We start from the raw sequence: 23,823 nt of genomic DNA on the forward strand, positions 1-23,823 counted from the left end.
TTGAAGAACCTGAAAAGAACTATGCAGGTTCGCGTGCTGCTCAGGGGCGCCATGAGAAGCCAAGCGTATCGGGCAACGCAAGTGGCGAACCGGCCAGAGATGAAGTTGCCACCCGGGGCGACGGACGGGGGGCTGTTGCCGATGGACAGACGCCCGGGCTACCTGGCGTTGCCGAGGTTTGGCGCGGATCGCACGGTTTTCCATGGGCCGGCCACTTCGCGGCTATTCTCTAATTTCAGGTCGATGGCCTAAAAGATCCATGTCCACGCTTATGGCCTGATGTCCTGCTCGCCCGGGTAAAAACGCTTTTCTCAGCCTTGCTGAGCCGTATCGGGTGTTGCTTCGAGGACGGGCCCCTCCAGTTCGAGGGCGGTTAATGGCGCTTCACAGTGATCAGGGACGATGACAGTGAGGGCATGCATGCAGTGGCGGCCATGGATATGAGCGTCGGGTCAACGACCGGAGAAGAGGCGGCGGACTTTTTCGTGCAGACCCTGGAACAGGCCAACGATGCCGTGGTGATCATCGACGATCGCAACCAGGTAGTGTTCTTCAACGCGGCGGCCGAACGTTTCTGGGGCTGTCCACGGTGCGAGGTGTTGGGCAGCGACGTCAGCACGCTGGTGCCGATCCCCATCCGCTCGCGGAACGACGGCGAGACCGGGGTCAACAAGATCATCGGCACCAGCCGCGATGTGTGCATCACGCGCAAGGATGGCGAAGAGCGCTGGGGCGCGATGGCAATCTCGAAGATCACCCTGCAGGGACGCATTTTGTATGCCGCCTTTTTCAAGGACGTGACCCAGACGCGGCTCAAGGATATCGAGCAGCGCTTGCTGTCGATGTCGGTCAATGCCAGCAGCTCGGCCACCTGCATCGTCGACGCCGACGGCCGGCTGATCTACATCAACGACGGGCTGGTGCGCTTGCTGGGGTATTCCCGCGAGGAATTGCTGGAGCGCTCGCCGCAGATGTTCTTCGTCACCGATACCCCGGGGCAGGCCCGGGCCGACGAGCTGCAACTGGAGAGCATCCTCAGTGGCCAGCCCCATGAAGCCTGCGGCCTGATCAGCAAGCGCAACGGCCAGCGGCTGTGGGTGCAGGTCTGCTCGGCGCCGGTGTTCGACGCCGGCGGGCGGATCGGCAACATCGTCATCGTGTTCACCGACATCACCCGTTCCAGGCTGCCCGAAGTGCTGCAGGACAAGGTCATCGGCGCCTTGTTGCAAGAGCAGCCCCTGGCACGCGTGTTGACGCTGCTGTGCCAGGAAATCGAGCGCCTGGCGCCGGAGGTCATCGTCTCGATCCTCGGCGTGGACCCGCAGGGGTTGCTGCACCCGTTGGCCAGCCCCAGCCTGCCGCTTGATTACGCCAGGAACATGGAGGGACTGCCGATCGGGCCCGCCGCCGGCTCCTGCGGCACCGCGGCCTTTCGCGGCGAGCCGGTGCTGGTCACCGATATCGAGACCGATCCGCTGTGGGCCGATTACCGTTTGCTGGCGCAGCAGGCCGGGGTGCGGGCCTGTTGGTCGATCCCGCTGCGCAACAGCGCCGGCAGGGTGCGCGCGACCTTTGCCCTGTACTTTCGCGAGAGCCGCAAGCCCGATACCACCCATGCCCATCTGATCATGACCGGGACCCACCTGTGCATGCTGGCCCTGGAGCGCGAGGAGGCGCGCCAGTCGATCCGCCACATGGCCTTGTCCGATGCCCTGACCGGCTTGCCCAATCGCAGTTCCCTGCTGGCCGAGGCCAACCGCAGCATTGCCGAGGTGGCCCTGGAGCAGGGCGAACTGGCGGTGTTGTATGTCGACCTGGACCGCTTCAAACAGGTCAACGAGGCCCTGGGGCATGCCTCGGGCGACGAGCTGCTGCAGCTCATGGCGCAACGGCTGCGCAGCGTGCTGCGCGAGTCGGACATCGTCGGCCGGCTGTCGAGCGACGAGTTCGTGCTGGTGCTGCCCCGGATGAACGCCAGCCGGGTCACGACCTTTCTCGAACGCCTGATGCCGACCCTGGGCGCCCCGGCCGATATTGCCGGGACCGCCGTGGTGCCTTCGGCCAGTGTCGGCGTCAGCCTGTACCCCAGCGACGGCCAGGATATGGAAAGCCTGCTGCATTGCGCCGATATCGCCATGTACCAGGCCAAGCGTACCGAGCGCGGCGGTTTCAGGTTCTTCCTCGAGGAGATGGACCAGCTCGCCCAGCAGCGCCTGCAACTGGAGACGGCGCTGCGCCAGGCCCTGACCAGCGACGGCCTGCATCTGGTCTATCAACCGCAGATCGACTTGCACAGCAACGGCCTGGTCGGGGTCGAGGCGCTGGCGCGCTGGGAGCATCCAAGCCTGGGCACTATCCCGCCCGCGCAATTCATCGCGCTGGCCGAGGAGTGCGGGTTGATCAACTACCTCAGCCAGTGGGTGCTGTGCGAAGCCTGCGAGCAACTGGCGCGCTGGCGTCGATCGGGCATCAGGGTGCCGTCCATCTCGGTCAACCTGTCGCCGATCAACTTCCATAACCTCAACCTGGCGGCCCTGATCGCCCGCCAGTTGCAGCGTTGCGGCCTGCAGCCGGCGGACCTGTGCGTGGAGGTCACGGAGGGCGTTTTCCTGTGCAGCAGCCCGACCACCGAACAGACCCTCCAGGACCTGCATACCTTGGGCGTGCGCCTGGCCATCGATCACTTTGGCGCGGGCTATTCCAGCCTGGGCTATCTGCGGCGCTTGCCGATCAACGAGCTGAAGCTGGACCAGAGCTTCGTCGAGGAGCTGGAGCACGACGCCTCCTGCCGCGCCTTGAGCGAGGCGGTCATCGGCATCGGCAAGGGCCTGTCCCTGCGGGTGATCGCCGAGGGCATCGAACACCCCGCGCAGCGTGACATCCTGCAGGCGCGGGGCTATGACGTGGGGCAGGGCCAGCTGTTTTCCTCGCCATTGCCGGCCCGGGCGTTCGGGCAGTGGTTTGTGGGCTGGCAGAGTTAGCCGGCCGGTCGATGGGGGGGGGCAGCGCCGCGCTCCAGGCGGACGCGAAGTGGACCGCGACGGGCCTGTGCACGACCCTCTCTTTTCCTTCTTTCCAAGGCCGCTGCGGGCATTGCCCGGTGCCAGGCATGGGTGTGGGCATTCAAACACTCTGTTCTTTAAGTCAAGTTGTTAGTGTGTAGGGATTTTCTGTTTTATGCCGTGGAAAACCAATTAAACCTGACGGTTTGTTAGATGTTTAGTTGTGGGTGTTTAGTGTTTCTGCTTATTGGGTTTTGTAACTGTTGGCGTATTCCGTATGGGACTGATGTGATTCGGGAAAATCATTTGTCAGCGGTATTTTTGTGGGCTTTAGTGGGGAGGAAAAACAATCCAGGGACACTGCCATACCGCGTGAGTTAACTCATCGGTGGCTTAAATATAATAAAAAGGTGATCCATGACAGACTCCACAAAAGTGCCGGGTGCGTGCGACCTGACCGGCGATTTTCACAGCGAGAAAAGCGCCGGCGGACTGAAAAGAACCCTGACGCCCCGGCACCTGAGCATGATCGCCATTGGCGGCAGCATCGGTACCGGGCTGTTCGTCGCCTCGGGCTCGACCATTGCCCAGTCCGGGCCGGGCGGCGCGCTGCTGGCCTTTGTGGTCATCGGCGCCATGGTGTTCTTCCTGATGACCAGCCTCGGTGAACTGGCGTCCTGCATGCCGGTCACCGGTTCGTTCTCGACTTATGCCTCCAAGTATGTCGATGAAAGTTTCGGCTTCGCCCTGGGCTGGAACTACTGGTATGCCTGGGCGGTGACCATTGCGGTCGATCTGGTGGCCGCGCAGATCATCATGGCTTATTGGTTTCCGGAGGTGCCGGGGTATATCTGGAGTGCGGGTTTTCTATTGATCATTACCGCACTTAATATGGCCTCGGTGCGTTTGTTCGGTGAGTCCGAATATTGGTTCGCCCTGATTAAAGTCATCACTATCCTGCTGTTTATCACGGTGGGCATTCTGATGTTGTTCGGCATTCTCAGCGGCGGCGAAAATGCCGGCCCCAGGCTCTGGTCGATTGGCGATGCGCCGATTGTCGGCGGCCTGGGGGCCCTGGTCGGGGTGGCGATGATCGTGGGGTTTTCGTTCCAGGGCACCGAGTTTGTCGGCATCGCCGCCGGAGAGACCCGGGACCCCGGGAAAAACGTGCCGCGCGCGGTGCGGCAGATCTTCTGGCGGATCCTGCTGTTCTACGTGCTGACCATCCTGATCATCGGCCTGTTGATTCCTTACAACGACCCGAGCCTGTTGAGGAATGGGGTGTCCGATATCCGTGTCAGCCCCTTCACCCTGATCTTCGAACGGGCCGACATGCTCGGCGCGGCCGCGGTGATGAACGCGGTGATCCTGACCTCGGTGCTGTCCGCCGGGAACTCCGGCATGTACGCCTCCTCGCGGATGCTCTACAGCCTGGCCCTGGAGGGCAAGGCGCCGGCGATCTTCGCCCGTTTGAGCGCATCCGGCACCCCGCGGTGGGCGTTGCTGGCCACGGCCACGGTGGCGGCCTTGTGCTTCCTGACCTTCATCTTCAGCCCGGGGCAGATCTATAACTGGTTGCTCAACACCTCGGGCATGCTCGGTTTTATCGCCTGGCTGGGCATTGCGGTCAGCCACTATCGGTTTCGTCGCGGTTATGTGCGCCAGGGCAACGACCTGGGCAATCTGCCCTATGTGTCGCGGTTCTTTCCGTTCGGGCCGATTTTCGCCTTTGTCCTGTGCCTGTTCGTCACCCTGGGGCAGAACTATCAAGCCCTGCTCGGCGACTCGATCGATTGGGCCGGGCTGAGCGCCACCTATATTGGCCTGGTGCTATTCCTGGCGATCTGGCTGGCGCACAAAGTCATCAGTGGCTCCAGGTTCGTCAGGTTCGATGACATGAGCTTTTCGATGATTCGCAACAAGTCCGAGACTTGCCCGCCGCTGGAATCGGCTATGAATGAGAATGCGGGTCTTCCTGTGCGAATGACCCAGGTCGGAGCCAAGTGATGAGTCAGGATTTTCTCGAAAGTTATTACGAAGCTACGGTTGAAAAGACCGCTTATCCGGCGCTCGGCGGCCGGGTGGAGACCCGGGTATGCATCTTGGGCGGCGGGCTGGCCGGGCTTTCCACGGCGCTGGGTTTGGCCGAACGTGGGGTGACCGACGTGGTGGTGCTGGAGTCCCACACCGTGGGGCACGGCGCCTCGGGGCGCAACGGCGGTTTTGTATTCGGCGGCTATTGCCTGGGCAATGCCGAGCTGCTCAAGACCCTGGGCCGGGAGGAAGCGCGGCGGCTCTACCGGCTGACCATCGACGCGGTCGACCTGATTCGCCAGCGCGTCCGGCAATACGGTATCCAGTGCGACCTGACCGACAGGGGCGTGCTGCTGGCCAACTGGTTCAACGACCCGGCGCGCCTGGAAAAGCCTCGGCAACTGATGAAGGAGGTCTACGGCGTCGACTGGCAGTATGTGGCGCCAGGCGAGTTGCGCGAAAAGCTCAAGACCGAGCGCTATTTCGGCGCCTTGTTCGAGAGCAATGCCTTTCACTTCCACCCGCTCAAGTATGTCTACGGGGTGGCGGCGGCTGTCGCCGGCTACGGCATCGATATCCATGAGCACTCCGCGGCCCTGGCGATCGAGCAGCAGGGCGGCAAGTACCTGGTCAGGACCGCGGGCGGTGAAGTCCTGGCCGAACAGGTGGTGTTCGCCGCGGGTGGTTACGCCCGTGGGCTGTACCGCCCGGTGGAGCGGGCGACGCTGCCAATTGCCACCTATGTGGTGGCGACCGAACCCCTGGGCGAGCGTTTGCGGGAAGCGATCGACTGCGAGTCGGCCATTTACGACACCCGCTTTGCTTTCGACTATTACCGCCCGCTGGCGGACAGCCGGATCCTCTGGGGCGGGCGCATTTCCATCCTCAATCGTGGCCCGCAGGCGATCGCCGGCTTGCTCAAAGCCGATCTGGTCACGGTCTACCCGCAACTGGCCGACGTCGAGATCGAGTATTCCTGGGGCGGGCTAATGAGCTACGGCCGCCAGCAGATGGCGCAGATCGGCCGGGACGACAACGGCGTGTGGCATGCCGTGGGGTTTGGCGGTCACGGCATGGCGCCGACCACGGTGGCGGGGGAAGTGCTGGCGGATGCCATCGCCAAGGCCATCCCCATTCCCCAGGGCTTTGGCCAGTTCGGCCTGGTGCCCACCTTCGGCCTGGCCGGCCTGGTCGCGGCGCAGGCGACCTATACCGCCTATCAGGCCCTGGACGCCTACGATGCCCACCGTTTGAACAAATGACCGCCGCTTTTCCCTGGCCGTACAGGCCATGGAGCAATCTCAGCGTTTTCTGGCCCAAACCCCGGAATGAACTTATGCTGGCGGGCAAATCTGCACTCATTGAAAACCCAAGGCGTGACGCGAGGACGTTCCGAGCGTCTACGACTTGAACAAGTGACGCTGCTGCAGCCCGTATTGGCTCTTGGCATATTGAAATTGGGAGATTGTGTATGGTCATCAAACCCCGCGTTCGCGGCTTTATCTGTGTGACGACCCACCCGGTCGGTTGCGAAGCCAACGTCAAGCAACAGATCGACTACGTCACCGAACAAGGCACCATCGACGCTGGGCCAAAGAACGTACTGGTGCTCGGCGCTTCCACCGGCTACGGCCTGGCCGCACGTATCACCGCCGCCTTCGGTTGCGGCGCCAACACCCTGGGTGTGTTCTTCGAGCGCGGTAGCGTTGACGGCAAGCTCGGCACCGCCGGCTGGTACAACACCGCGGCCTTCCACAAGTTCGCCGAAGAAAAAGGCCTGTACGCCAAGAGCATCAACGGCGACGCCTTCTCCGACGAAGTCAAGCGCCAGACCATCGAAACCATCAAGCGCGACCTGGGCAAGATCGACCTGGTGGTCTACAGCCTGGCCGCTCCGCGCCGTACCCACCCGAAAACCGGCGAAGTCCTGAGCTCGACCCTCAAGCCGCTGGGCAAATCGGTGACCCTGCGCGGTGTCGACACCGACAAGGAAATCGTTAAGGAAACCACCCTGCAGCCAGCCACCCAGGAAGAAATCGACGGCACCGTGGCCGTGATGGGCGGCGAAGACTGGCAGATGTGGATCGACGCGCTGCACGAAGCCGGCGTCCTGGCCGAAGGCGCTAAAACCACCGCCTTCACCTACCTGGGCGAGAAGCTGACCCACGACATCTACTGGAACGGTTCCATCGGCGAAGCCAAGAAGGACCTGGACCAGAAAGTCATCGGCATCCGCAAGGAACTGTCGGACCTGGGCGGCGACGCGCGGGTATCGGTGCTCAAGGCCGTGGTGACCCAGGCCAGCTCGGCGATCCCGATCATGCCGCTGTACCTGTCGCTGCTGTTCAAGGTCATGAAAGAGCAGGGCAGTCACGAAGGTTGCATCGAACAGGTCTACGGTCTGTACAAGGACAGCCTGTACAACCCGAACCCGATCATCGACCAGGAAGGCCGCCTGCGTGCCGACTACAAGGAACTGGAACCTGCCGTCCAGGACCGCGTGAAGCAGCTGTGGGATGAAGTCACCAGCGAAAACCTCTACCAGCTGACCGACTTCACCGGCTACAAGCAGGAATTCCTGCGCCTGTTCGGCTTCGAGATCGACGGCGTCGACTACGAAGCCGATGTCGATCCGGACGTGAAGATCGCCAACCTGATCCAGGTGTAAGCGAACTTAACGCGTCATCGACAACGCCCCTCCCATGAGGGGCGTTGTTGTTTCTGCCCGGGCTGTGCGCTGGTTCAGGCCGGTGCCTGTCAACGTTCGACCTGGGGTGGGATCGACATCTGGTGCATCACTCGTGTTGAATGTCGGCCCATTGCCAAGGGGGAAGACCATGCAAGCCGCACCCGTGCGCATCACCGCCGAGGAGATGCTCTCCGACAACTGGTACCTGCTGAAGAAATACAGCTTCGACCTGCAGCGCCGCGACGGCAGCTGGCAGGCGCAGACCCGCGAGGTCTACGACCGCGGCAATGGCGCGACCATCCTGCTGTACAACCGCGAGCGGCGCACGGTGCTGCTGATCCGCCAGTTCCGCATGCCGACCTACGTCAACGAGCACAGCGGCTACCTGATCGAGACCGCCGCCGGCCTGCTGGACAATGCCAGCCCGGAAGAACGCATCCGCCTGGAAGCCGAGGAGGAAACCGGCTACCGCGTCGGCGCGGTGGAGAAGGTCTATGAAGCCTTCATGAGCCCCGGCTCGGTCACCGAGCGCATCCACTTTTTCATCGGCGAATACTCCCCCGACGACCGTATCGGCGACGGTGGCGGCCTGGAGGAAGAGGGCGAGGACATCGAGGTGCTGGAGCTGGGTTACCAGCAGGCGCTGGACAGGGTGCGCAGCGGCGAGATCGTCGACGGCAAGACCATCATGCTCCTGCAATACCTGGAACTGCGCCTGATGCCGCCGCGTCGGCTGACGATCCTGGTGGCCGCGCCCCGGTACTCGGCAACCGACGATGCGACGGCGCTGGCGCAGCAGGTCGCCAGCCTGGATGACTGGGCCGCGCAGTTGTTCGAGGCCGGGCACAGCCCCGTGTTCGGCCAGTGGCTGGGGTTGGCGGCGGGCGGTTCGAGCGCTCTCGACGAGTTCCAGGCGCGTGCGCGACATCAGTTGCAGCGTTGCGACGCGCTGCTGCGGATCGGCGGGACCTGCGCCCGTGCCGATGCCCTGGTCGCCATGGGCGAGCAATTGGGCCTGCCGGTCTACCGTTCGCTGCAGGACATCCCGCGTTGCACTTCGGCCAGTTGAGCCAGCGCTCAACTGGCCGGCTGGCCGACGGCCTTGTATCGGAGTGTGTATCGGCCCGGTGCTGATACACCTGCTTGTCCTGGCGCCGGTTGCGCACACAACCCGGATACACCCCGAGGATTAACTACGTCCACCCGCCAGCACCGAGCTTCTCGGTGTCGGTGGCGGGAACCGTTAATCCAATTCATCGAAGGGGTATCAGCATGTTCAAACTCTCCAATGTTTCCAACGTCGCGCTCGGCCTGGCGCTGGTCGGCGGCCTGGGCCTGTCCACCGCCGCTTCGGCGCTGAGCATGACCGAGCTGTCCCAGGGCTACACCCTGGCCGCGGCCGACGGGGTCAAGACCCCGGCCGAAGGCAAGTGCGGCGAAGACAAGTTCGCCAAGACCGACACTAACCACGACGGCAAGGTCTCCCGCGAGGAGTTCATCGCCGCCGCCCCCGAGCGCGCCGCCGAGTTCGACAAGATCGACGCCAACCACGATGGCGCCATCAGCCTGAGCGAAGCCAAGCAGTACCTGGCGGCCAAGGCCGGTTCGGCCGAAGGCAAATGTGGCGAAGGCAAGTGCGGTGCGGCGATCGAGTCCTGATCGGCGGTGGCGGGGGGCACCCGGGTGCCCCCCGGTTTTTTCCGGGGCAACCAGGAGACTGGCCCATGCAACCCTCTCACAGCGTGTTATCTGTCCAGGCTCCGCGGCTACCCGTTTCGGCAACCGTGGGGCTTGGCTTGCGTCGAGCCTTGCTCGACTCATTGCATACGGCGCCTGCGGGCGCTTTTGACTTTCTGGAACTGGCGCCGGAAAACTGGATCGGCATCGGCGGTGCCCATGGCGCCGCGTTGCGCGTCCTGGCCGAGCGTTACCCGCTGAGCTGCCACGGGCTGTCGTTGTCCCTCGGCGGCCCGGCACCGCTGGACCTGGGGTTCCTGCGGGAAGTGCGGCAGTTTCTCGACCGTTTTAATGTGCCGCTGTACAGCGAACACCTGAGCTACTGCGGCGACGACGGGCACCTCTACGACCTGCTGCCGCTGCCGTTCACCGAAGAGGCGGTGCGCCATGTCGCGGCGCGCATCCGCCAGGCCCAGGAGGTGCTGGGCCGGCGCCTGGCGGTGGAGAACGTCTCGTACTACGCCGCGCCGCGCCAGGACATGGACGAGCTGGCCTTCACCAACGCGGTGCTGGCCGAAGCCGATTGCGATCTGTTGCTGGACGTCAACAACCTCTACGTCAACTCGGTGAACCACGGGTTCGAGCCCCAGGCCTTTCTTGCCGGCCTGCCGCCCGAGCGGGTGGTGGCGATGCACGTGGCCGGGCATTACGACCAGTCCGACAACCTGAAGATCGACACCCACGGTGCGCCGGTCAAGCCGGTGGTCTGGGGCTTGCTGGCGCGTGCCTATGAGTTGTTCGGCGTGCAGGCGACGCTACTGGAACGGGACTTCAACTTCCCGCCATTCGCCGAGCTGATGGGCGAGCTGGACAGCATCCGCCAATTGCAGGCCAGCGCCTGCCAGGCTCAGGGGAGGCTGGCCCATGGATAAGCCGCTGATCGCCCTCGACGCCCAGCAACAGGCCCTGACCGCCTACCTGCGCGAACCCGAGCACCGGGCGCCGCCCGCGGGGATGGACCGCGCGCGGGTGGAGATTTACCGCGAGCTGGTGTTCGACAACCTGCGGTCGTTGCTCAGCGGTACTTTTCCGGTACTGCGTTCGGTGCTCGGCGAGACGGATTGGCGCCGGCTGCTACGGGTGTTCCTGCGCGAGCACCGTTGCGCCACGCCAAAGTTCGGCGAGATCGCCGGCGAATTCGTGGCCTGGATGGCTTCCACGCCCGCCGGTTTGCAGGACGGCAGTTGGCCGGCCTTCATGGTCGAACTGAGCCATTACGAGTGGATCGAAATGGCCCTGCAACAGACCGAGGCCGAACCGCTGCCGGCCAGCGACCCGCGACGGCTGCTGACCCAGCCCTTGCGCCTGTCGTCCTTGGCCTGGCCGCTGGCCTACGCTTGGCCGGTGCAGCGCCTGGGCCCGACCTGGCGTCCCAGCGAGCCCGGGGCTGAGCCGACTTTGCTGTTGATCCGCCGCGATGCCGACTACCGGGTGCGCTTCTGCGAACTCAGCCCGCTGGCCTGGCGCCTGCTGGAGCGTATCGAGGCGTTCCCCCAACTCCACGGTCGCGACCAGTTGCAAGGCCTGGCCCTGGAAGCGGGCATCGACGACCTCGACACCTTTCTCGCCAATGGCCAGAGCCTGCTGCGACAGCTGCACGACCAAGGCGTTATCGGCCCGATGTAGCCGCTGGCGCAGCCTGCGCTCGGCGGCGTAGCCGTCGTAAAACCCGATTGCACGTTGTCCCTGGCACACCGCGTTGCCTGGGTTCGCGTCTGCTGCGCAGCCGATCGCAGGCTGCGCCAGCGGCTACAGGGAGATGCGCCTGTTATCGAACTTTCCACTCCGCAGAAACACCAAAGCCGCAGCTCAAGCTGCGGCTTTTTTCTGCCCCGAGGCATCAGCGTCCGTGGCGCAGGCGTCCGATCAATGCATCCAGGCTGAGTTTACCCGGGCCCTGGAACAGCAGGGGCAGCAGCGCCGCCAGGTAGATCACCGGCAGTTTGAAGTTGCCGTGGCCCTTGTTGCTGATGGCGTAGCCCTGGGCCAGTTCACTGAGGCTCGACCAGTCGGCCGGCCAGTGCACGGCGGCGGTGGCGACTACCGTGACCACGATCAGCACCAGCGCGGCGCAGCGGGTGCCCAGGCCTAGCAGCAACGCCAGGGGGCACAACAGCTCAGCCCACATCGACAGCTGCCAGTTCAGGCTCGCCGGCAACTGGTCGAAGGGAAAGGGGAAGGCGGACTGGATCTGCTGGAACCAGTTTTCCCCGCGCCATTTTTCCAGGCCCGACTCGAAGAACTCCCAGGCCAGCAACAGGCGCAGGCTGAGGAGCGCGACCCAGGGGGACAGGCGATTGAGCTGGCGTTGCAGCCCGCCGAGGGCGGATGAAAGCGTGAGGATCATGGGGTGGATCTCCTGTGCAAAGTGGGGGGCATTACAAAAGCGGCGCCGCCTGCGGCGTCGATCGCAGCGCCTACAGGGCGGTTGAATTCAGCGCGGGCTCAGGGCCTGGCGTTGCCGGCGTTTGTTGGCCTGGGCCAGCTTGCCCAGCAGGTTGATCGCCATGGCCGAGCAGGTGATGGCGAAGGGCAGCAGGTACCAGGCGCTCAGCGGAATGCGTTTGAAGTTGGAGTAGGCGAATATCGTCGCGATCACCCACATGCCGGTGGTGTGCAGGCGTTTCCAGGCGGTGCGGCTGAGCAGCGAGGCTGGGCCTTTGAACGAGGTCAGGGTCAGCAGCAGGATAAACAGGTAACCCACAGACCCGGGCAGGTTGCCCAGGGTGCTGCGGCCGGGCCAGAACTCCGGGTTCAGTTGCCCGTAGCTGTAGATCAGCAACGCGTGCACCAGGTGCGAGAAGGCGAACGCCAGGCCGATGAAACGGCGCTCGCGCACCAGCGTCTGGCTCAGGGGAGAGGGCAACAACACGGCGAATGCCGAGGCGGTGAAGGCCAGCAGAAACAGCACGAAGGACGAGCGTGCGGTGGCGCGGATGGCGCTGCGGGTGGCTTCGACCAGGTCCGGCTCAAGCAGCAAGATCAGCGCGGTCATCAGCAGCACGGCGGCGGCCAGCAGGCTGAACAGCCGCCAGCCGTGGAAACGCAAGGGAAGGGTTTGAGTGGGCATGAGAGGCTCCTTGAGGTTGGGCGCAGCTGTCGCGGCGCGTCCCAGGAGTTTTGCAAGGCCGTGTATATCGGTTGTGTCGGCGAGGGGCGGTTATGTATGCCTGTGTAGCGAGGCGCTCAGAGGCTGGCCTTGTTGCTGACCAGGATCAGCTCCGCGCACAGGCCGCCGCCCTGGCGATTGCTCAGGCGCAGCGAGCCACCCAGGGCCACCGCCAGTTGCTGGGCGATGGCCAGGCCCAGGCCGGTGCCGCCGGTGTCGCGGTTGCGCGAGCTTTCCACCCGATAGAACGGCTTGAGCACTTCGGCCAGTTGCTCTTCGCTGATCCCCGGGCCGCGGTCGAGGACCTTGACCGACAGGCGATCGCCCGCTTCGGCCTGGACCTCGATCCGCGCCGCGCCAGAGAACTTCAGCGCGTTGTCCACCAGGTTCACCAGCACGCGGCGCAGGGCGTGGGGGCGGGTGTCGATCAGCGCGCCGTTCTTGCCGGCCAGCTCGACGTCCTGGCCGGTGTCCTGGTAGTCGAACACCAGGCTGTCGAGAAACGCGTCCAGGTCGATGCGGCAACTGGCCTCGGTGGCGCCATGGATGCTGCGGGCATAGGCCACGCCTTCGCGCACCAGATGCTCCATTTCGCTCAGGTCGTTCCACAGCTTGTCCTTCTCGGCGGAATCGTCCATGAACTCGGCGCGCAGTTTCATGCGGGTGATCGGCGTCTGCAGGTCATGGGAGATCGCCGCCAGCAGTTGCATGCGTTCCTTGAGGTAGGCGCCGATCCGCGCCTGCAGGGCATTGAAGGCCTTGGCTGCGTGCACCACTTCGATCGGGCCTTTTTCGTCCAGGTGCACGCCGTGGGTGTTGGGGTCGAGGCTGTCCACCGCCTGGGCCAGCCGGGTCAGCGGGCGCACGGCGATACGTACCGCCAGCCAGGCGCAGAGGATCAGCACCAGCAACTGCCCCAGCAGCACCGCCGGCAGCCAGGGCGACATCGGCGTCAGCGCCGGGCGCACGTCGATGATCACCGGGCTGCCGTCGGCCAGTTGCAGGTGGGTCTGATAGTGCTGGCGCGGTCCGGGGATGGTGTTGAATGTCAGGCGGTAGTCGCCGCCAATGGCGCTCTTGATCGAGTTCACCGAGACCGGTACATCGGCGCTGTCCATGGGCTGGCCGGGTTCGCCGGCGCTGAGCAGGTAGCCATAGTTGCGCCGCTGCAGGCGCGGCAGCCAGGCGGGGCGCTCGGCGGCGGGCAGGCGGTCGAGGATGGCGATGGAGGTGGCGACGTCGCTTTCCAGGTTGCCGAGCATGGTCATTTTCGCGCTCTGGTAGCGCTCGTAGGACTGCGCGGCGAACGACAGACCCTGGGCCAGCGCCAGGCCGATCAGGAAAATCAGCGACAGTCGCGAGGCGAGGGTGCGCGGCCAGTGCAACGCCAGCTTCATGACGCGGCCTCGAGGATCTCCACCGGCAGCGAGAACACATAACCTTCGCTGCGCACGGTCTTGATGTAGGCCGGTTCGCGAGCGTCGTCCAGCAGGCGCTGGCGCAGGCGGCTGACCAGCAGGTCGATGGAGCGGTCGAACAGGTCGGCGTCGCGGCCCTGGGTCAGGTTGAGCAACTGGTCGCGATTGAGCACCCGTTGCGGGTGGTCGAGGAACACTCGCAGCAAGCGGTATTCGGCGCCGCTCAGGGCGACCAGGGTGCCGTCCTGGTCCAGCAGGTGGCGCGCGGTGGTGTCCAGGCGCCAGCGGCCGAAGCCCAGCAGGCGGCCGCTCTCGGTGACCACCAGGTTCGGCGGCAGCATGCGCGTGCGGCGCAGCACGGCATTGATCCGCGCCAGCAGCTCGCGGGCGGCGAAGGGCTTGACCAGGTAGTCGTCGGCGCCCATCTCCAGGCCGATGATGCGGTCGGTCTCGTCGTTGCGCGCGGTGAGCATCAGCACCGGCGTGGCCTTGTGCTTGCCGGCGCGCAGCTCGCGGCACAGCAGCAGGCCGTCGTCGCCGGGCAGCATGATGTCGAGCACGATCAGGTCCACCGGGGTGGTTTCCAGGAAGCTGCGCATCTGCCTGCCGTCAGCCACTACCGTGGTGCGCAGGCCGTTCTTTTTCAGGTAGTTGCCTACCAGCTCTCTGATTTCGCGGTCGTCATCGACTATCAATACGTGATCGACATGATCCATGGGGCTGCCTCTGTATAGGGTCGTGCTGCCTAGTCTATAGGGCTCGTGCGGGCCTGCCTGCGGCGCTTTGTATTGCAGTGTATCTGGCGCCTGGCTGAATACACGGCGATGCAAAACAGGGTTTTTCCGACGCCTTTGTATCGCTGTGTATCCCCCGGTGGCGTGGATACGCAGGGACACCGCAAGGGCGGTTTGCCGACACAGGCGCGATACCTTGCGCGCATTCAATGGGCTCCATCGAGGCACAGCCACTGGCCTCGCCACCAAAACCCATTGTCGCCCGAGGAAACCATCATGCAACGCACCGCCCTCTACGCCGCCTGCCTGTTCGCCGCCCTGAATATCTGCACCCTGTCGGCCCGCGCCGAAGGCACGGTACAGGCCCGGACCTACAGCTACGGCACCCAGTTGGATATCCAGAAAGTCCTGTCGATGACCGAAGACGCCGAGCCGAGCTGCGGCGTGGTCAATGCCCGCATGACTTACCTCGATTCCCAGGGCCGCACCCAGGCCCTGGATTACCGCAAGTTCGCCAACAACTGTAACGACGGCAACTGAGTGCACTCACTTGTCATGTAGTCCCTGTTGAACATGAGGATCAGCCCATGAACACCCTGAAAACCTGCCTGCTTTCCCTGACCTTGGCCCTGGCCGGCGTGGCCGTGGATGCCAGCGCCGCCGATGCGTCCTGCACGACCTGCTTCCAGCTCGCGCCCTTGAGCCAGGGCGGCCAGCCAGAGCGAGCGGCGCCGTTGCTCGCCGAAGGCGGCTACGAGCGCACCCCGCAAGGGATGCGCGCCGACAATCAGGCCTGAACCCGGCCTGCCACCCCTGGATACGCCCGCCATCGATGGCGGGCGGGACATTGACCGATCACAGGTGATGCCATGTTGCTCATAGCGTTTCTCGGCGGGGTCCTGACCATCCTCAGCCCCTGCATCCTTCCGGTGGTGCCGTTCCTGTTCGCCCGGGCCGACCGCTCGCGCGGCTCGGTGCTGCTGACCCTCGGCGGCATGGCGCTGACCTTTGCCCTGGTGTCGAGCCTGGCGGTGGTCGGCAGCGACTGGATCGTCCGGGCCAACGGCATCGGGCGCCAGCTGGCGCTGATTGTGCTGGGGCTGTTCGCGCTGTCGCTGATCTTTACCCGCTTCGGCAACTGGCTGGCCCGCCCCTGGGTCAACCTGGGCAATCGCCTGGACGGCCTGCGCCTCGATCGGGCGCGCAAGTTCTCCGGGCCCTTGGCGGCGCTGTTGCTGGGGGTGGCCACCGGTCTGCTCTGGGCGCCCTGTGCCGGGCCGATTCTCGGGGTGATTCTGACCGGCGCCATGCTGCAAGGGGCGAGCGCCCAGACCAGCCTGTTGCTACTGGCCTACGGCCTGGGCAGTGCCCTGTCCCTGGGGTTGCTGATCTTTGCCGGAAGAGAGCTGGTCAACCGGCTCAAGCCGTCCCTGCCGGCCACCGCCTGGTTGCGCCGTGCCGCCGGTTACCTGGCGTTGCTGGCGGCCGTGGCGATCGGCAGCGGGGTGGACGACCGCCTGCTGGCCAGCACCTCGTCCCAAGGCGGCGCGGCCCTCGAGCAGGGCCTGCTGAAGAGCGTGCCCAAGGCCCTCGACTACCTGATCGACAAGGCTGGCGCGGCACCCGCCGAGACGCTGCCGAGCAAGGGCCCGATGCCTTCGCTGAGTGGCGCGGTGCAATGGCTGAACTCGCCGTCGCTGGACGCCGAAGCCTTGCGCGGCAAGGTGGTGCTGGTGGACTTCTGGACCTACGACTGCATCAACTGCAAGCACAGCCTGCCGTATGTGAACGCCTGGGCGAAAAAGTATGCCAAGGACGGGCTGGTGGTGATTGGCGTGCACACCCCGGAATACGCCTTTGAAAAGGTCGTCGACAACGTCAAGGCCCAGGTGCGCAAGCTGGACATCGGCTACCCGGTGGCCATCGACAACGACTACGCGATCTGGCGTGCCTTCGACAACCAGTACTGGCCGGCCCACTATTTTGTCGACGCTCGCGGCCAGGTGCGCTACAGCCACTTTGGCGAAGGCAGTTACGAGACGCAGGAGCAGGTGATCCAGCAGTTGTTGCGCGAAGCCAAGGCGTCGTAAATGGGGGCGTCAGCGGTCGGTGGTTTGCGAGGCGGTGTGTTCAGTTACACCGCGTCGCCGCCATCGCTACAGAAGCCGAAGCGGCGGCGGACGCCGGCTTCCGCTTCCGTAGGAGCGCAGCTTGCGCGCGAAGCGATGCGTCAGGCACACCGCGAGTCCCTACAACCACCACCGCAGCAGGAAAAAGAACGCCATGCTCAGCAGCATGCTGACCAGGGTGTTGCGGGTGTAGATCACCAGCACGATGGCCACCAGCGAGCTGATCAGGTACGGGTTGTCGTAGGCCAGGTTCAGCTGGTGCTCGGGCATGAACACGATCGGCCCGCAGATCGCGGTGAGCATGCCCGGTACGGCGAAACCGAGGAATTGCCGGGCGTTGCTGCTCAGGCGTACCGGCAGGCGCGGTTCGAGAAATACATAGCGGTTGAGAAACACCAGCAAGCCCATGCCGAAAATCACTGCCCAGACCATCATGTGCGCTCCCGGTAGAACTTGTTGCAGAGAAAACCCGCGGTCATGCCCAGCAGGCCCGACAGCACCAGGGCCGAGCCCCATTGCCAGTAGCTGAACAGTACCGAGCAGAACAGCGATACGGCCACGCAGACCACGGTCGGCACGTTGCGCACCAGCGGCGTGATCAGGGCGATAAAGGTCGCGGCGATGGAGAAGTCCAGGCCCAGGTGTTCGAGCCCGGGAATGGCGCGCCCGAGCACGATGCCGGCCAGGGTGAACAGGTTCCAGGCGATATAGAACGTCAGGCCCACGCCGAGGGCGTACCAGCGGTCGAACTGCTGTTTGTCGTGCTGGCTGGTCAGGGCGAACAGCTCATCGGTGAGCAGGAACCCCAGGCCGACCCGCCAGCGTCCTGGTAGCGGCGAAATCACCGAACGCATGCTCATGCCGTACAGCAGGTGCTGGGAGGTCAGCAGCAGGGTGGTGAGCAGGATCGAGAAAATCCCCGCGCCGCCCTTGAGCATGCCGATCGCCACCAGTTGCGCGGCGCCGGCGAAGACGATGCTCGACAAGCCCTGGCCTTGCAGGGGCGTGAGGTTGGCCTCGATGGCCATGGAACCCGCCAGCAGCCCCCAGGGCGCGGTGGCCAGGGACAGCGGCAGGATGGCAACGGCGCCGCGCAGGAACGCGGTGCGGGGAAGAAGAACGCTGGACATGACAGCCTGCAATCAAGGAACGGGAACCGACTGTGCCAGCCCGCGACGGAAATGGCTTGAACGATCTTGCGCACTTGGCGCCGATGGTCGTTATTTCGTTCACCCCGCAGATGCTTCTGTAGGAGCGGCCGGTCGACGCTCGATTGCCGGCGATTGGGGTAACGCGGTGTGCCTGATACGACGCCTCGCGAGCAAGCTTCGCTCCTACAGAGGCTAGTATTCACCGCGAGTCCATGACCGGTTCGTAATCTGTCGGCCATGGCGCCAACCCGATCTGTCTGCTACAACGCTTCGCTAGTATCGGCCGGCTTCTCCCGTGGGGGAGGCGGCCTGTCATCTTCCTGCAACAGCCCCGTGCCAAGAAGAGTGTCTGGCCGCTACCGGCCAGGTCACTACGGGGCCGTTCATTCACTGCCCCATCCCAAGGAGAGGGTCTATGAGAAAACTGTTCGCAACCGCGGCACTGGCCGCGCTGATGATCTGCACCGTCGGGGTCAGCCAGGCACGAGAGGCCCGACAGCAGCGCGACTCGGTCGCCGGGGTGTTCGACTACTACCTGCTGTCGCTGTCCTGGTCGCCGACCTTTTGCCTGACCCATCCGGAAAACGAGCAGTGCTCCGGCAAAGGCTACGGTTTTGTCCTGCATGGCCTGTGGCCGCAATACGCCAAGGGCGGCTGGCCGCAATCCTGCCCGCCCTTGACACAGCTGAACGCCGAAGAGCGGGCCAAGGGCCTGACCCTGTTCCCCACCGCCAAGCTGATGGAGCACGAATGGAGCAAGCACGGCACCTGCAGCGGTCTGGGCGCCATGGGCTACCTGGAGACCTCCGACCAGGCCCTGGGCAAGGTGAAGATTCCTCAGGTGCTGGAACCTTCGACCACCGTGCATTACTTCGAGGCCCGGGAGATCGAGCAGTTGTTCCGCCAGGCCAACCCGGGCATCCCGGAGAAGGGCGTAGCGGTGTTGTGCAGCGGCCCGGAACTCTCCGAAGTGCGGGTCTGCCTGGACAAGAACCTGGGGTTCGGCGCCTGTGGCAAGGGCGTGCGCACCCAGTGCCGCCAAGGCGATATCCGTATTCCGCCGATTCGCTGACCGGCGAGCGGCCAGGAGGGAGGCGGCATAGGCTGGCCTGAGCATCTATGGTTGCAAGACGCCCGTCTTCGTCCAAGGAGCCCATGATGCTGCATATCCGCACCCCCCTGATCCTGCATCCCGGGTTGTCCACGGCCACCCGGCGCATCTGGCTCAAGCTGGAAAACCTGCAGCCCGGCGGCTCGTTCAAGATGCGCGGCCTGGGCCTGCTCTGTACCCAGGCGGCGCGGCAGGGCAAGCGCCGCGTGGTCTGTCCCTCCGGCGGCAATGCCGGGCTGGCCACGGCGATGGCGGCGGCCAGCCTTGGCCTGCAAGCCTGCATCGTGGTGCCGCAGACCACCGCGCAAACCACCCGCGAACGCATCGCCCGGACCGGCGCCGAGGTGCTGGTGCATGGCCAGGTCTGGGATGAAGCCAACGAGCGCGCGCTGCAACTGAGCAGCGCTGCCGACAGCGAATACGTGCCGGCCTTCGACCACCCGGTGCTGTGGCAAGGGCACAGCAGCATGGTCGATGAAATCCTCGAAGACTGTCCGCAGGTCGACACGATAGTGGCGTCGGTGGGTGGCGGAGGCTTGTTGGCCGGCATCCTCACCGGCCTGCTGCACCACCAGCGCCAGGACTGCCGGATCATCACCTGCGAAACCACCGGCAGCGCTTCCTTTGCTGCGGGGCTGGCGGCCGGGCATCCGGTCAAACTGGCGAAGATCGACACCGTCGCCAGTTCCCTCGGCGCGGCCCAGGTGGCGGCCTGGCCGTTGCAGCAGATCCAGGGTTTTCCCTATCAGTCGCTGGTGTTGTCGGATGCCGAGGCGATCCTCGGCGTGGTGCGTTATGCCGATGATCTGCGGCAATTGGTGGAGCCGGCCTGCGGCGTCTCGCTGGCGGTGGCCTACCTCGATCACCCGGCCATCGCCGCGGCGCGGGACGTGGTAATCGTGGTGTGCGGCGGCGTCAGCATCAGCGCCCGCCAGGTGGCGGACTGGGGCGCTTCGCTGCCGGGCTGAAAGCGCCTGGTGTATGCTGGCCGACCTGTTGTACCTGTGGTTTTACGGAGGGTTCGGATGGACGCCACCACATTGTTTTTGTACGTCGTCACCGTCAGCGCGGTGATGATGACCCCGGGGCCGTCGATGCTGCTGGCTCTCAATAACGGTGCCAGCCATGGCATGCGCATCGCCGGTTGCGGCATGGCTGGCGCGATGCTGTCCGACCTGCTGCTGATCGGTGCGGTGGGCTGCGGCCTGGGGGCGTTGCTGCAAGCCTCCGAGCAGCTGTTTTCCATCGTCAAGTGGGGCGGCGCGGCGTACCTGTTGTACCTGGCGTGGGTGCTGTGGAAGGCGCCGACAACGGCGCTGGCCGCGCAGAGCAGCGGCGCTGCCAGCAGCGGGCGCGGGGCATTCATGCGCTCATTGCTGGTGGGGTTGTCGAACCCCAAGGGGTTGCTGTTTTTCTCGGCCTTCCTGCCGCAGTTCGTGCGCCCCGACCAGCCGGTGGCGCAGCAGTACCTGATCCTGGCGCTGGTCAGCACGGCGATCAATTGCGTGATGATGGCGACCTACGCCTTTGGCGGGCGCTATGCCATGCGCACCTTCTCCGCGCGGGCGATGCTGTGGATCAACCGCAGCTGCGCTGGCATGCTCGCGGTGCTGGCGCTGGGCCTGAGCCTGTATCGGCGCAGCGATATCCGTTGAAGCTGCATTGACCCGATAGACCGGCGTCCTGCTTCTGTAGGAGCGAAGCTTGCTCGCGAGGCGGTGTGTCAGGCACACCGCGACGTGCCTATCGCCAGGCGTCGGCCGGCCGTTCCTGCAGAAGCCTCTAGAACCTCAAGGTCGCGCCGCCGGTCAGCCAGCGGTCGCGGCCTTCGTTCAACTGGCCACCGAGCACCAGGTCGAGGTCCAGGTTCGCCCCCAGGTGCAGCCGTGGCCCGGCTTGCCAGGCCTGCTCGCCGCCGCGCTGGCCGTAACGCTCGGCGACTAGGGTCAGGCGTTCGCCCAGGTCGTATTCGAAGCCGCCGCCCCAGGTCCAGCGGTGGTTCTGCTGGCCGTCGTCATAGGCGTGGGCCCAGCCGGCGTTGAGGTTCAGGCGCAGGCTGTCCAGGGGCTGATAAGTCAGGGGCAGACTGATGTCGCCACCGTCGAACGAGTGGTTGCGGTTGAGGGCGAAATGCGCGGACGTCGCCAGCGCCAGCTGCAGGCCCAGGTCTTCGCGGTTCCACAGTTGCGCCTTGAGTTGCGGGCTCAGCTGGGTTTCGCCGTGGCCATCCTCACGGTTGCGCTCGATGGCGGCACCCACCTGCAACCAGGGCAGGCCGGCGAAGGTGCAGGCCGGGGAGATCACCGCGCCATGGTTGGAACCCTGGTGACGCAGGCTCTGGTACCAGATATCCAGGTTGCACTCTCCCGGGGCGTTGATCGCGCCGTCGTCCACCACATAGGCGCCGCCCGCGGCGTTGGCCTTGGCGACCAGGGTCAGCAGGCCGATCAGGCTCAGGGTGATGGTGACGAACATCAGGTTGCGTCGCAGCATGCGCCGTTTCGCCGGGGGCAGGTCGCGGGTGAGGCTGGCGAAGCGGTTGTGGCGCGAAGGGCTGTATTTGGACATGTCGGTTCTCGCTAAGGCATGGGCAGCGGCCGCGCTGTGTGGGCCGCTGCGTAGTCGAGTGGGAAAAGGGTCATTGCCAGTCGCTCACTGACAGGGTCTGGATGCCGGCGGCCCTGGCCAGGGCCACCAGCTCTTCGGTGTCGTCGCCGCCGGGCAGGGCGATCACCATGTCCGGCCGGCTGTCGCGCAACATGAAGGCGTTGCGCAGGCGTTCGGCGAGCTTGCCGTGCAGCTGCCAGTTGGCCGGGTAACGCACGATGTTGGCGCCGATTTCCCGGCCCCAGTCTTCTATTTCTGCGCCGAGGAACTGGTTGCCGCCGTGGATCAGCACCTGCACTTCATGCAGGCGCTGAAAGGCGTCGAGCACCCGCCGGCACAGCTGGACGTCGGCGCAGTGGCGCCCGGCGCAGATCAGGACACGCATCGTGCGGTCTCCTGCGCCGTCGGCTGGATGCTCAACGGGTTGTCCAGCAGCATTTCGCCCAGTTCGGCGTTATCCAGGTCGCGTTCACCGGCCCGCTCCAGCGCCGGATAGGCCAGGGCCGCGATGTGGTGGTGCACGCGCCGGTAGTCGCGCAGCACCCGCTGGAAAATGTCGCCGGACTCGGCCCAGGCCGTGCGGTCTTCGCGCAGGCTGCGAAAGTGCTCGCGGCTGGCGTCGGCTTCCAGCCGCCTGACCAGTTCCTTGCGGTTCACCAGTTGGTGGGCGTTGGCCAGGTCTTCGCGCAGGAACACGGTGATCGCCAGGCTCAGGCTGTCGACCACGGCCTGGTGCAAGGGCTCGATGCAGTCCAGCTCGAACACCGAGAACTGCTCGCCACGCCGCAGCCGGCGCGCCGCCAACTGGGTCAGGCTGCTGGAGAGGATGTCGCCGGCGTGTTCCAGGTTGATCACGAACAGCAGGATTTCCTGGGCACGATCGGCGTCCTGGTCGCTGATGCCGTCCTGGCCGATATCCGCCAGGTAGGCGCGGATCGCCGCGCTGAGCAGGTCCAGCGACTGGTCGATGCGCCGCACCTCATCGGCGCCGGCCGGGGTCGAGGCCTGGAACAGGCGCAGCACCCGGTCGAGCATCAGCGACAGCATGTCGGCCAGGCGCAGGGCCTCGCGGGCGGCGTTGGACAGGCCGATATTGGCCACCGCCAGGCCGGCTTCGTCCAGGTAGTGCGGCATGCCCGGGTCGACGTCGCGCGGCGGCTCCGGCAGCAGGCGGCTGAGCAGCGTCGCCATGGGCCCGGTCAGGCCGATGAACAGCAGGGCCAGCACCAGGTTGAACAGGCTGTGCAGGTAGACCACCTGCTGGCTGGCGTCGAGGGCGGTGACTGGCGTGCTCTGGGCGATCCAGGGCAGGCACGGCAGCAGCACGGCGGCACCGCACAGGCGCACCAGCAGATTGCCCAGGGGCAGGCGCCGGGCGACGCTGGAATCGGCGTTGAACAGCGACGGCAGGGCGCCGCCGATATTGATCCCCAGCACCAGGGCCATGGCGGTCACCGACGACAGCAGCCCGGTGGCGGCCAGGGACGCCACCAGCAGCACCACGGCGACGCTGGAATGGCACAGCCAGGTCAGCAGCGCCGCCGCCAGCAGGGCAATCAGCAGGTCGCCGTCGAGGCCGCGCATCAGCGCGGCGAACACCGGCGTGCCTTCCACTTCGCCCAGGGTGCCGCCGAGCATGCGCAGGGCCAGCAGCATCAGCCCCAGGCCGATCAGCGCGCAGCCGAGGCTTTCAAAACGCGAGTCGTCGCGCAGGCGGAACACGATAAAGCCCGCCAGCAGCACCAGCGGCGTGAGGATCGAGATATCGACGCTGAGCAGTTGCACCACCAGGGTCGAGCCGATATTGGCCCCGAGCATCACCGCCAGCGCGGGGGCCAGGCCCAGGGTGCCGGTGGCGGTAAAGGAGCTGGCCATCAGGCTCACCGCGGTGCTGCTTTGCAGGACCCCGGTGATGGCGATGCCGGACAGCAGGGCCATCCAGCGGTTGTTCAGATGCTGCCCCAGCCACTGGCGCAGCTGGGTGCCGAAGCCGCGCAGCAGCGCCGAGGAAATCATCTGGGTGCCCCACAGCAGCAGGGCGATGGAGCCAGCGAGGTTGATCAGCAGAGTAGTTCCCGACATGAGGACTCTCCCTTGTGTGT

At 65.2% G+C, this 23,823-nt stretch carries 23 protein-coding genes; 14 read left to right on the forward strand and 9 right to left on the reverse strand.

Annotated features, from left to right (window positions below; translation table 11 throughout):
- Positions 1–389: 389 nt before the first annotated feature.
- The 8 genes from CXQ81_RS15715 (at position 390) to CXQ81_RS15750 (ending at position 11,088) form a co-directional block, all read left to right on the forward strand.
- Entirely contained in the window at positions 390–2,981 is a 2,592-nt protein-coding gene (locus CXQ81_RS15715; protein WP_256593351.1) for an EAL domain-containing protein, read from the forward strand.
- A gap of 438 nt (positions 2,982–3,419) precedes the next feature.
- On the forward strand, positions 3,420–5,009 hold the full coding sequence (locus CXQ81_RS15720; RefSeq protein WP_101337746.1) for an amino acid permease: 1,590 nt from the start codon (positions 3,420–3,422) through the stop codon (positions 5,007–5,009).
- On the forward strand, positions 5,009–6,298 hold the full coding sequence (locus tag CXQ81_RS15725; protein ID WP_101337747.1) for an FAD-binding oxidoreductase: 1,290 nt from the start codon (positions 5,009–5,011) through the stop codon (positions 6,296–6,298). The genes CXQ81_RS15720 and CXQ81_RS15725 overlap by 1 nt, the downstream gene beginning before the upstream one ends.
- 209 nt (positions 6,299–6,507) lie before the next feature.
- The gene (gene fabV / locus CXQ81_RS15730) at positions 6,508–7,704 is read left to right on the forward strand and encodes an enoyl-ACP reductase FabV (RefSeq protein ID WP_007921004.1); all 1,197 of its coding nucleotides are present in this window, start codon (positions 6,508–6,510) and stop codon (positions 7,702–7,704) included.
- Positions 7,705–7,873: 169 nt separating this feature from the next.
- Positions 7,874–8,794 (forward strand): GDP-mannose pyrophosphatase NudK, encoded by a 921-nt coding sequence (gene nudK, locus CXQ81_RS15735; RefSeq protein ID WP_101337748.1) that lies wholly within the window; start codon positions 7,874–7,876, stop codon positions 8,792–8,794.
- Between the two features lie 203 nt (positions 8,795–8,997).
- Positions 8,998–9,384, forward strand: coding sequence for an EF-hand domain-containing protein (locus CXQ81_RS15740; RefSeq protein WP_101337749.1), 387 nt, complete (start codon positions 8,998–9,000; stop codon positions 9,382–9,384).
- 65 nt (positions 9,385–9,449) lie between these two features.
- Positions 9,450–10,334, forward strand: coding sequence for a DUF692 domain-containing protein (locus tag CXQ81_RS15745; protein ID WP_101337750.1), 885 nt, complete (start codon positions 9,450–9,452; stop codon positions 10,332–10,334).
- The gene (locus CXQ81_RS15750; RefSeq protein WP_101337751.1) at positions 10,327–11,088 is read left to right on the forward strand and encodes a DUF2063 domain-containing protein; all 762 of its coding nucleotides are present in this window, start codon (positions 10,327–10,329) and stop codon (positions 11,086–11,088) included. Before CXQ81_RS15745 ends, CXQ81_RS15750 begins: the two co-directional genes overlap by 8 nt.
- A 214-nt stretch (positions 11,089–11,302) precedes the next feature.
- On the opposite strand, the gene CXQ81_RS15755 is transcribed toward CXQ81_RS15750, so the two are convergent.
- From CXQ81_RS15755 to CXQ81_RS15770, 4 genes are all read right to left on the reverse strand, one after another.
- Entirely contained in the window at positions 11,303–11,809 is a 507-nt protein-coding gene (locus CXQ81_RS15755; RefSeq protein WP_101337752.1) for a DoxX family protein, read from the reverse strand.
- A gap of 87 nt (positions 11,810–11,896) precedes the next feature.
- Positions 11,897–12,532: a hypothetical protein gene (locus CXQ81_RS15760; protein ID WP_101337753.1), complete on the reverse strand. Its 636-nt coding sequence runs from the start codon at positions 12,530–12,532 to the stop codon at positions 11,897–11,899.
- Positions 12,533–12,648: 116 nt separating this feature from the next.
- On the reverse strand, positions 12,649–13,968 hold the full coding sequence (locus CXQ81_RS15765) for an ATP-binding protein (RefSeq protein WP_101337754.1): 1,320 nt from the start codon (positions 13,966–13,968) through the stop codon (positions 12,649–12,651).
- The gene (locus tag CXQ81_RS15770; protein ID WP_023968023.1) at positions 13,965–14,705 is read right to left on the reverse strand and encodes a response regulator; all 741 of its coding nucleotides are present in this window, start codon (positions 14,703–14,705) and stop codon (positions 13,965–13,967) included. Before CXQ81_RS15770 ends, CXQ81_RS15765 begins: the two co-directional genes overlap by 4 nt.
- A gap of 294 nt (positions 14,706–14,999) precedes the next feature.
- Here CXQ81_RS15770 and CXQ81_RS15775 point away from each other — a divergent pair, with 294 nt between their 5' ends.
- The 3 genes from CXQ81_RS15775 to CXQ81_RS15785 all read left to right on the forward strand — a co-directional run bounded on the left by CXQ81_RS15775 (position 15,000) and on the right by CXQ81_RS15785 (position 16,813).
- On the forward strand, positions 15,000–15,263 hold the full coding sequence (locus CXQ81_RS15775) for a DUF2790 domain-containing protein (RefSeq protein WP_101337755.1): 264 nt from the start codon (positions 15,000–15,002) through the stop codon (positions 15,261–15,263).
- A gap of 47 nt (positions 15,264–15,310) precedes the next feature.
- Positions 15,311–15,520: a hypothetical protein gene (locus CXQ81_RS15780; RefSeq protein WP_101337756.1), complete on the forward strand. Its 210-nt coding sequence runs from the start codon at positions 15,311–15,313 to the stop codon at positions 15,518–15,520.
- A gap of 72 nt (positions 15,521–15,592) precedes the next feature.
- Positions 15,593–16,813 carry a cytochrome c biogenesis protein DipZ gene (locus tag CXQ81_RS15785; RefSeq protein WP_101337757.1) on the forward strand — a complete coding sequence of 407 codons (1,221 nt, stop codon included), beginning with the start codon at positions 15,593–15,595 and terminating at the stop codon, positions 16,811–16,813.
- Between the two features lie 159 nt (positions 16,814–16,972).
- Here CXQ81_RS15785 and CXQ81_RS15790 read toward each other — a convergent pair whose 3' ends face one another.
- Both CXQ81_RS15790 and CXQ81_RS15795 read right to left on the reverse strand, forming a co-directional pair.
- Positions 16,973–17,284, reverse strand: a complete 312-nt coding sequence (locus CXQ81_RS15790) for an AzlD domain-containing protein (RefSeq protein ID WP_009043562.1) — start codon at positions 17,282–17,284, stop codon at positions 16,973–16,975.
- Positions 17,284–17,982: an AzlC family ABC transporter permease gene (locus tag CXQ81_RS15795; protein WP_101337758.1), complete on the reverse strand. Its 699-nt coding sequence runs from the start codon at positions 17,980–17,982 to the stop codon at positions 17,284–17,286. The genes CXQ81_RS15790 and CXQ81_RS15795 overlap by 1 nt, the downstream gene beginning before the upstream one ends.
- A gap of 436 nt (positions 17,983–18,418) precedes the next feature.
- Between CXQ81_RS15795 and CXQ81_RS15800 the strand changes: the two genes are divergently transcribed.
- From CXQ81_RS15800 to CXQ81_RS15810, 3 genes are all read left to right on the forward strand, one after another.
- Positions 18,419–19,075 (forward strand): ribonuclease T2, encoded by a 657-nt coding sequence (locus CXQ81_RS15800; RefSeq protein WP_053260895.1) that lies wholly within the window; start codon positions 18,419–18,421, stop codon positions 19,073–19,075.
- 86 nt (positions 19,076–19,161) lie between these two features.
- Positions 19,162–20,082, forward strand: a complete 921-nt coding sequence (locus CXQ81_RS15805; RefSeq protein WP_007920994.1) for a pyridoxal-phosphate dependent enzyme — start codon at positions 19,162–19,164, stop codon at positions 20,080–20,082.
- Positions 20,083–20,139: 57 nt separating this feature from the next.
- Positions 20,140–20,769 carry a LysE family translocator gene (locus tag CXQ81_RS15810; protein ID WP_101337759.1) on the forward strand — a complete coding sequence of 210 codons (630 nt, stop codon included), beginning with the start codon at positions 20,140–20,142 and terminating at the stop codon, positions 20,767–20,769.
- Between the two features lie 127 nt (positions 20,770–20,896).
- Here CXQ81_RS15810 and CXQ81_RS15815 read toward each other — a convergent pair whose 3' ends face one another.
- The 3 genes from CXQ81_RS15815 to CXQ81_RS15825 form a co-directional block, all read right to left on the reverse strand.
- Positions 20,897–21,682 carry a hypothetical protein gene (locus CXQ81_RS15815; RefSeq protein ID WP_101337760.1) on the reverse strand — a complete coding sequence of 262 codons (786 nt, stop codon included), beginning with the start codon at positions 21,680–21,682 and terminating at the stop codon, positions 20,897–20,899.
- Positions 21,683–21,752: 70 nt separating this feature from the next.
- On the reverse strand, positions 21,753–22,106 hold the full coding sequence (locus CXQ81_RS15820) for a DUF2493 domain-containing protein (protein WP_101337761.1): 354 nt from the start codon (positions 22,104–22,106) through the stop codon (positions 21,753–21,755).
- Positions 22,094–23,803, reverse strand: coding sequence for a Na/Pi cotransporter family protein (locus CXQ81_RS15825; protein ID WP_101337762.1), 1,710 nt, complete (start codon positions 23,801–23,803; stop codon positions 22,094–22,096). Before CXQ81_RS15825 ends, CXQ81_RS15820 begins: the two co-directional genes overlap by 13 nt.
- Between the last annotated feature and the right edge of the window lie 20 nt (positions 23,804–23,823).

Origin of the sequence: Pseudomonas sp. 09C 129 (genome assembly GCF_002843625.1) — a bacterium.
GTDB lineage: Bacteria > Pseudomonadota > Gammaproteobacteria > Pseudomonadales > Pseudomonadaceae > Aquipseudomonas > Aquipseudomonas chlororaphis.

What these genes read in the sequence shown, in the direction of transcription:
- CXQ81_RS15810 (WP_101337759.1), top strand. Translation starts at nt 20,140, where the DNA reads ATGGACGCCACCACATTGTTTTTGTACGTCGTCACCGTCAGCGCGGTG.
- CXQ81_RS15745 (WP_101337750.1), top strand. Translation starts at nt 9,450, where the DNA reads ATGCAACCCTCTCACAGCGTGTTATCTGTCCAGGCTCCGCGGCTACCC.
- nudK (WP_101337748.1), top strand. Translation starts at nt 7,874, where the DNA reads ATGCAAGCCGCACCCGTGCGCATCACCGCCGAGGAGATGCTCTCCGAC.
- CXQ81_RS15750 (WP_101337751.1), top strand. Translation starts at nt 10,327, where the DNA reads ATGGATAAGCCGCTGATCGCCCTCGACGCCCAGCAACAGGCCCTGACC.
- CXQ81_RS15820 (WP_101337761.1), bottom strand. Translation starts at nt 22,106, where the DNA reads ATGCGTGTCCTGATCTGCGCCGGGCGCCACTGCGCCGACGTCCAGCTG.
- CXQ81_RS15775 (WP_101337755.1), top strand. Translation starts at nt 15,000, where the DNA reads ATGCAACGCACCGCCCTCTACGCCGCCTGCCTGTTCGCCGCCCTGAAT.
- CXQ81_RS15825 (WP_101337762.1), bottom strand. Translation starts at nt 23,803, where the DNA reads ATGTCGGGAACTACTCTGCTGATCAACCTCGCTGGCTCCATCGCCCTG.
- CXQ81_RS15805 (WP_007920994.1), top strand. Translation starts at nt 19,162, where the DNA reads ATGCTGCATATCCGCACCCCCCTGATCCTGCATCCCGGGTTGTCCACG.
- CXQ81_RS15800 (WP_053260895.1), top strand. Translation starts at nt 18,419, where the DNA reads ATGAGAAAACTGTTCGCAACCGCGGCACTGGCCGCGCTGATGATCTGC.
- fabV (WP_007921004.1), top strand. Translation starts at nt 6,508, where the DNA reads ATGGTCATCAAACCCCGCGTTCGCGGCTTTATCTGTGTGACGACCCAC.
- CXQ81_RS15725 (WP_101337747.1), top strand. Translation starts at nt 5,009, where the DNA reads ATGAGTCAGGATTTTCTCGAAAGTTATTACGAAGCTACGGTTGAAAAG.
- CXQ81_RS15720 (WP_101337746.1), top strand. Translation starts at nt 3,420, where the DNA reads ATGACAGACTCCACAAAAGTGCCGGGTGCGTGCGACCTGACCGGCGAT.
- CXQ81_RS15755 (WP_101337752.1), bottom strand. Translation starts at nt 11,809, where the DNA reads ATGATCCTCACGCTTTCATCCGCCCTCGGCGGGCTGCAACGCCAGCTC.
- CXQ81_RS15815 (WP_101337760.1), bottom strand. Translation starts at nt 21,682, where the DNA reads ATGTCCAAATACAGCCCTTCGCGCCACAACCGCTTCGCCAGCCTCACC.
- CXQ81_RS15790 (WP_009043562.1), bottom strand. Translation starts at nt 17,284, where the DNA reads ATGGTCTGGGCAGTGATTTTCGGCATGGGCTTGCTGGTGTTTCTCAAC.
- CXQ81_RS15770 (WP_023968023.1), bottom strand. Translation starts at nt 14,705, where the DNA reads ATGGATCATGTCGATCACGTATTGATAGTCGATGACGACCGCGAAATC.
- CXQ81_RS15760 (WP_101337753.1), bottom strand. Translation starts at nt 12,532, where the DNA reads ATGCCCACTCAAACCCTTCCCTTGCGTTTCCACGGCTGGCGGCTGTTC.
- CXQ81_RS15785 (WP_101337757.1), top strand. Translation starts at nt 15,593, where the DNA reads ATGTTGCTCATAGCGTTTCTCGGCGGGGTCCTGACCATCCTCAGCCCC.
- CXQ81_RS15795 (WP_101337758.1), bottom strand. Translation starts at nt 17,982, where the DNA reads ATGTCCAGCGTTCTTCTTCCCCGCACCGCGTTCCTGCGCGGCGCCGTT.
- CXQ81_RS15765 (WP_101337754.1), bottom strand. Translation starts at nt 13,968, where the DNA reads ATGAAGCTGGCGTTGCACTGGCCGCGCACCCTCGCCTCGCGACTGTCG.
- CXQ81_RS15780 (WP_101337756.1), top strand. Translation starts at nt 15,311, where the DNA reads ATGAACACCCTGAAAACCTGCCTGCTTTCCCTGACCTTGGCCCTGGCC.
- CXQ81_RS15740 (WP_101337749.1), top strand. Translation starts at nt 8,998, where the DNA reads ATGTTCAAACTCTCCAATGTTTCCAACGTCGCGCTCGGCCTGGCGCTG.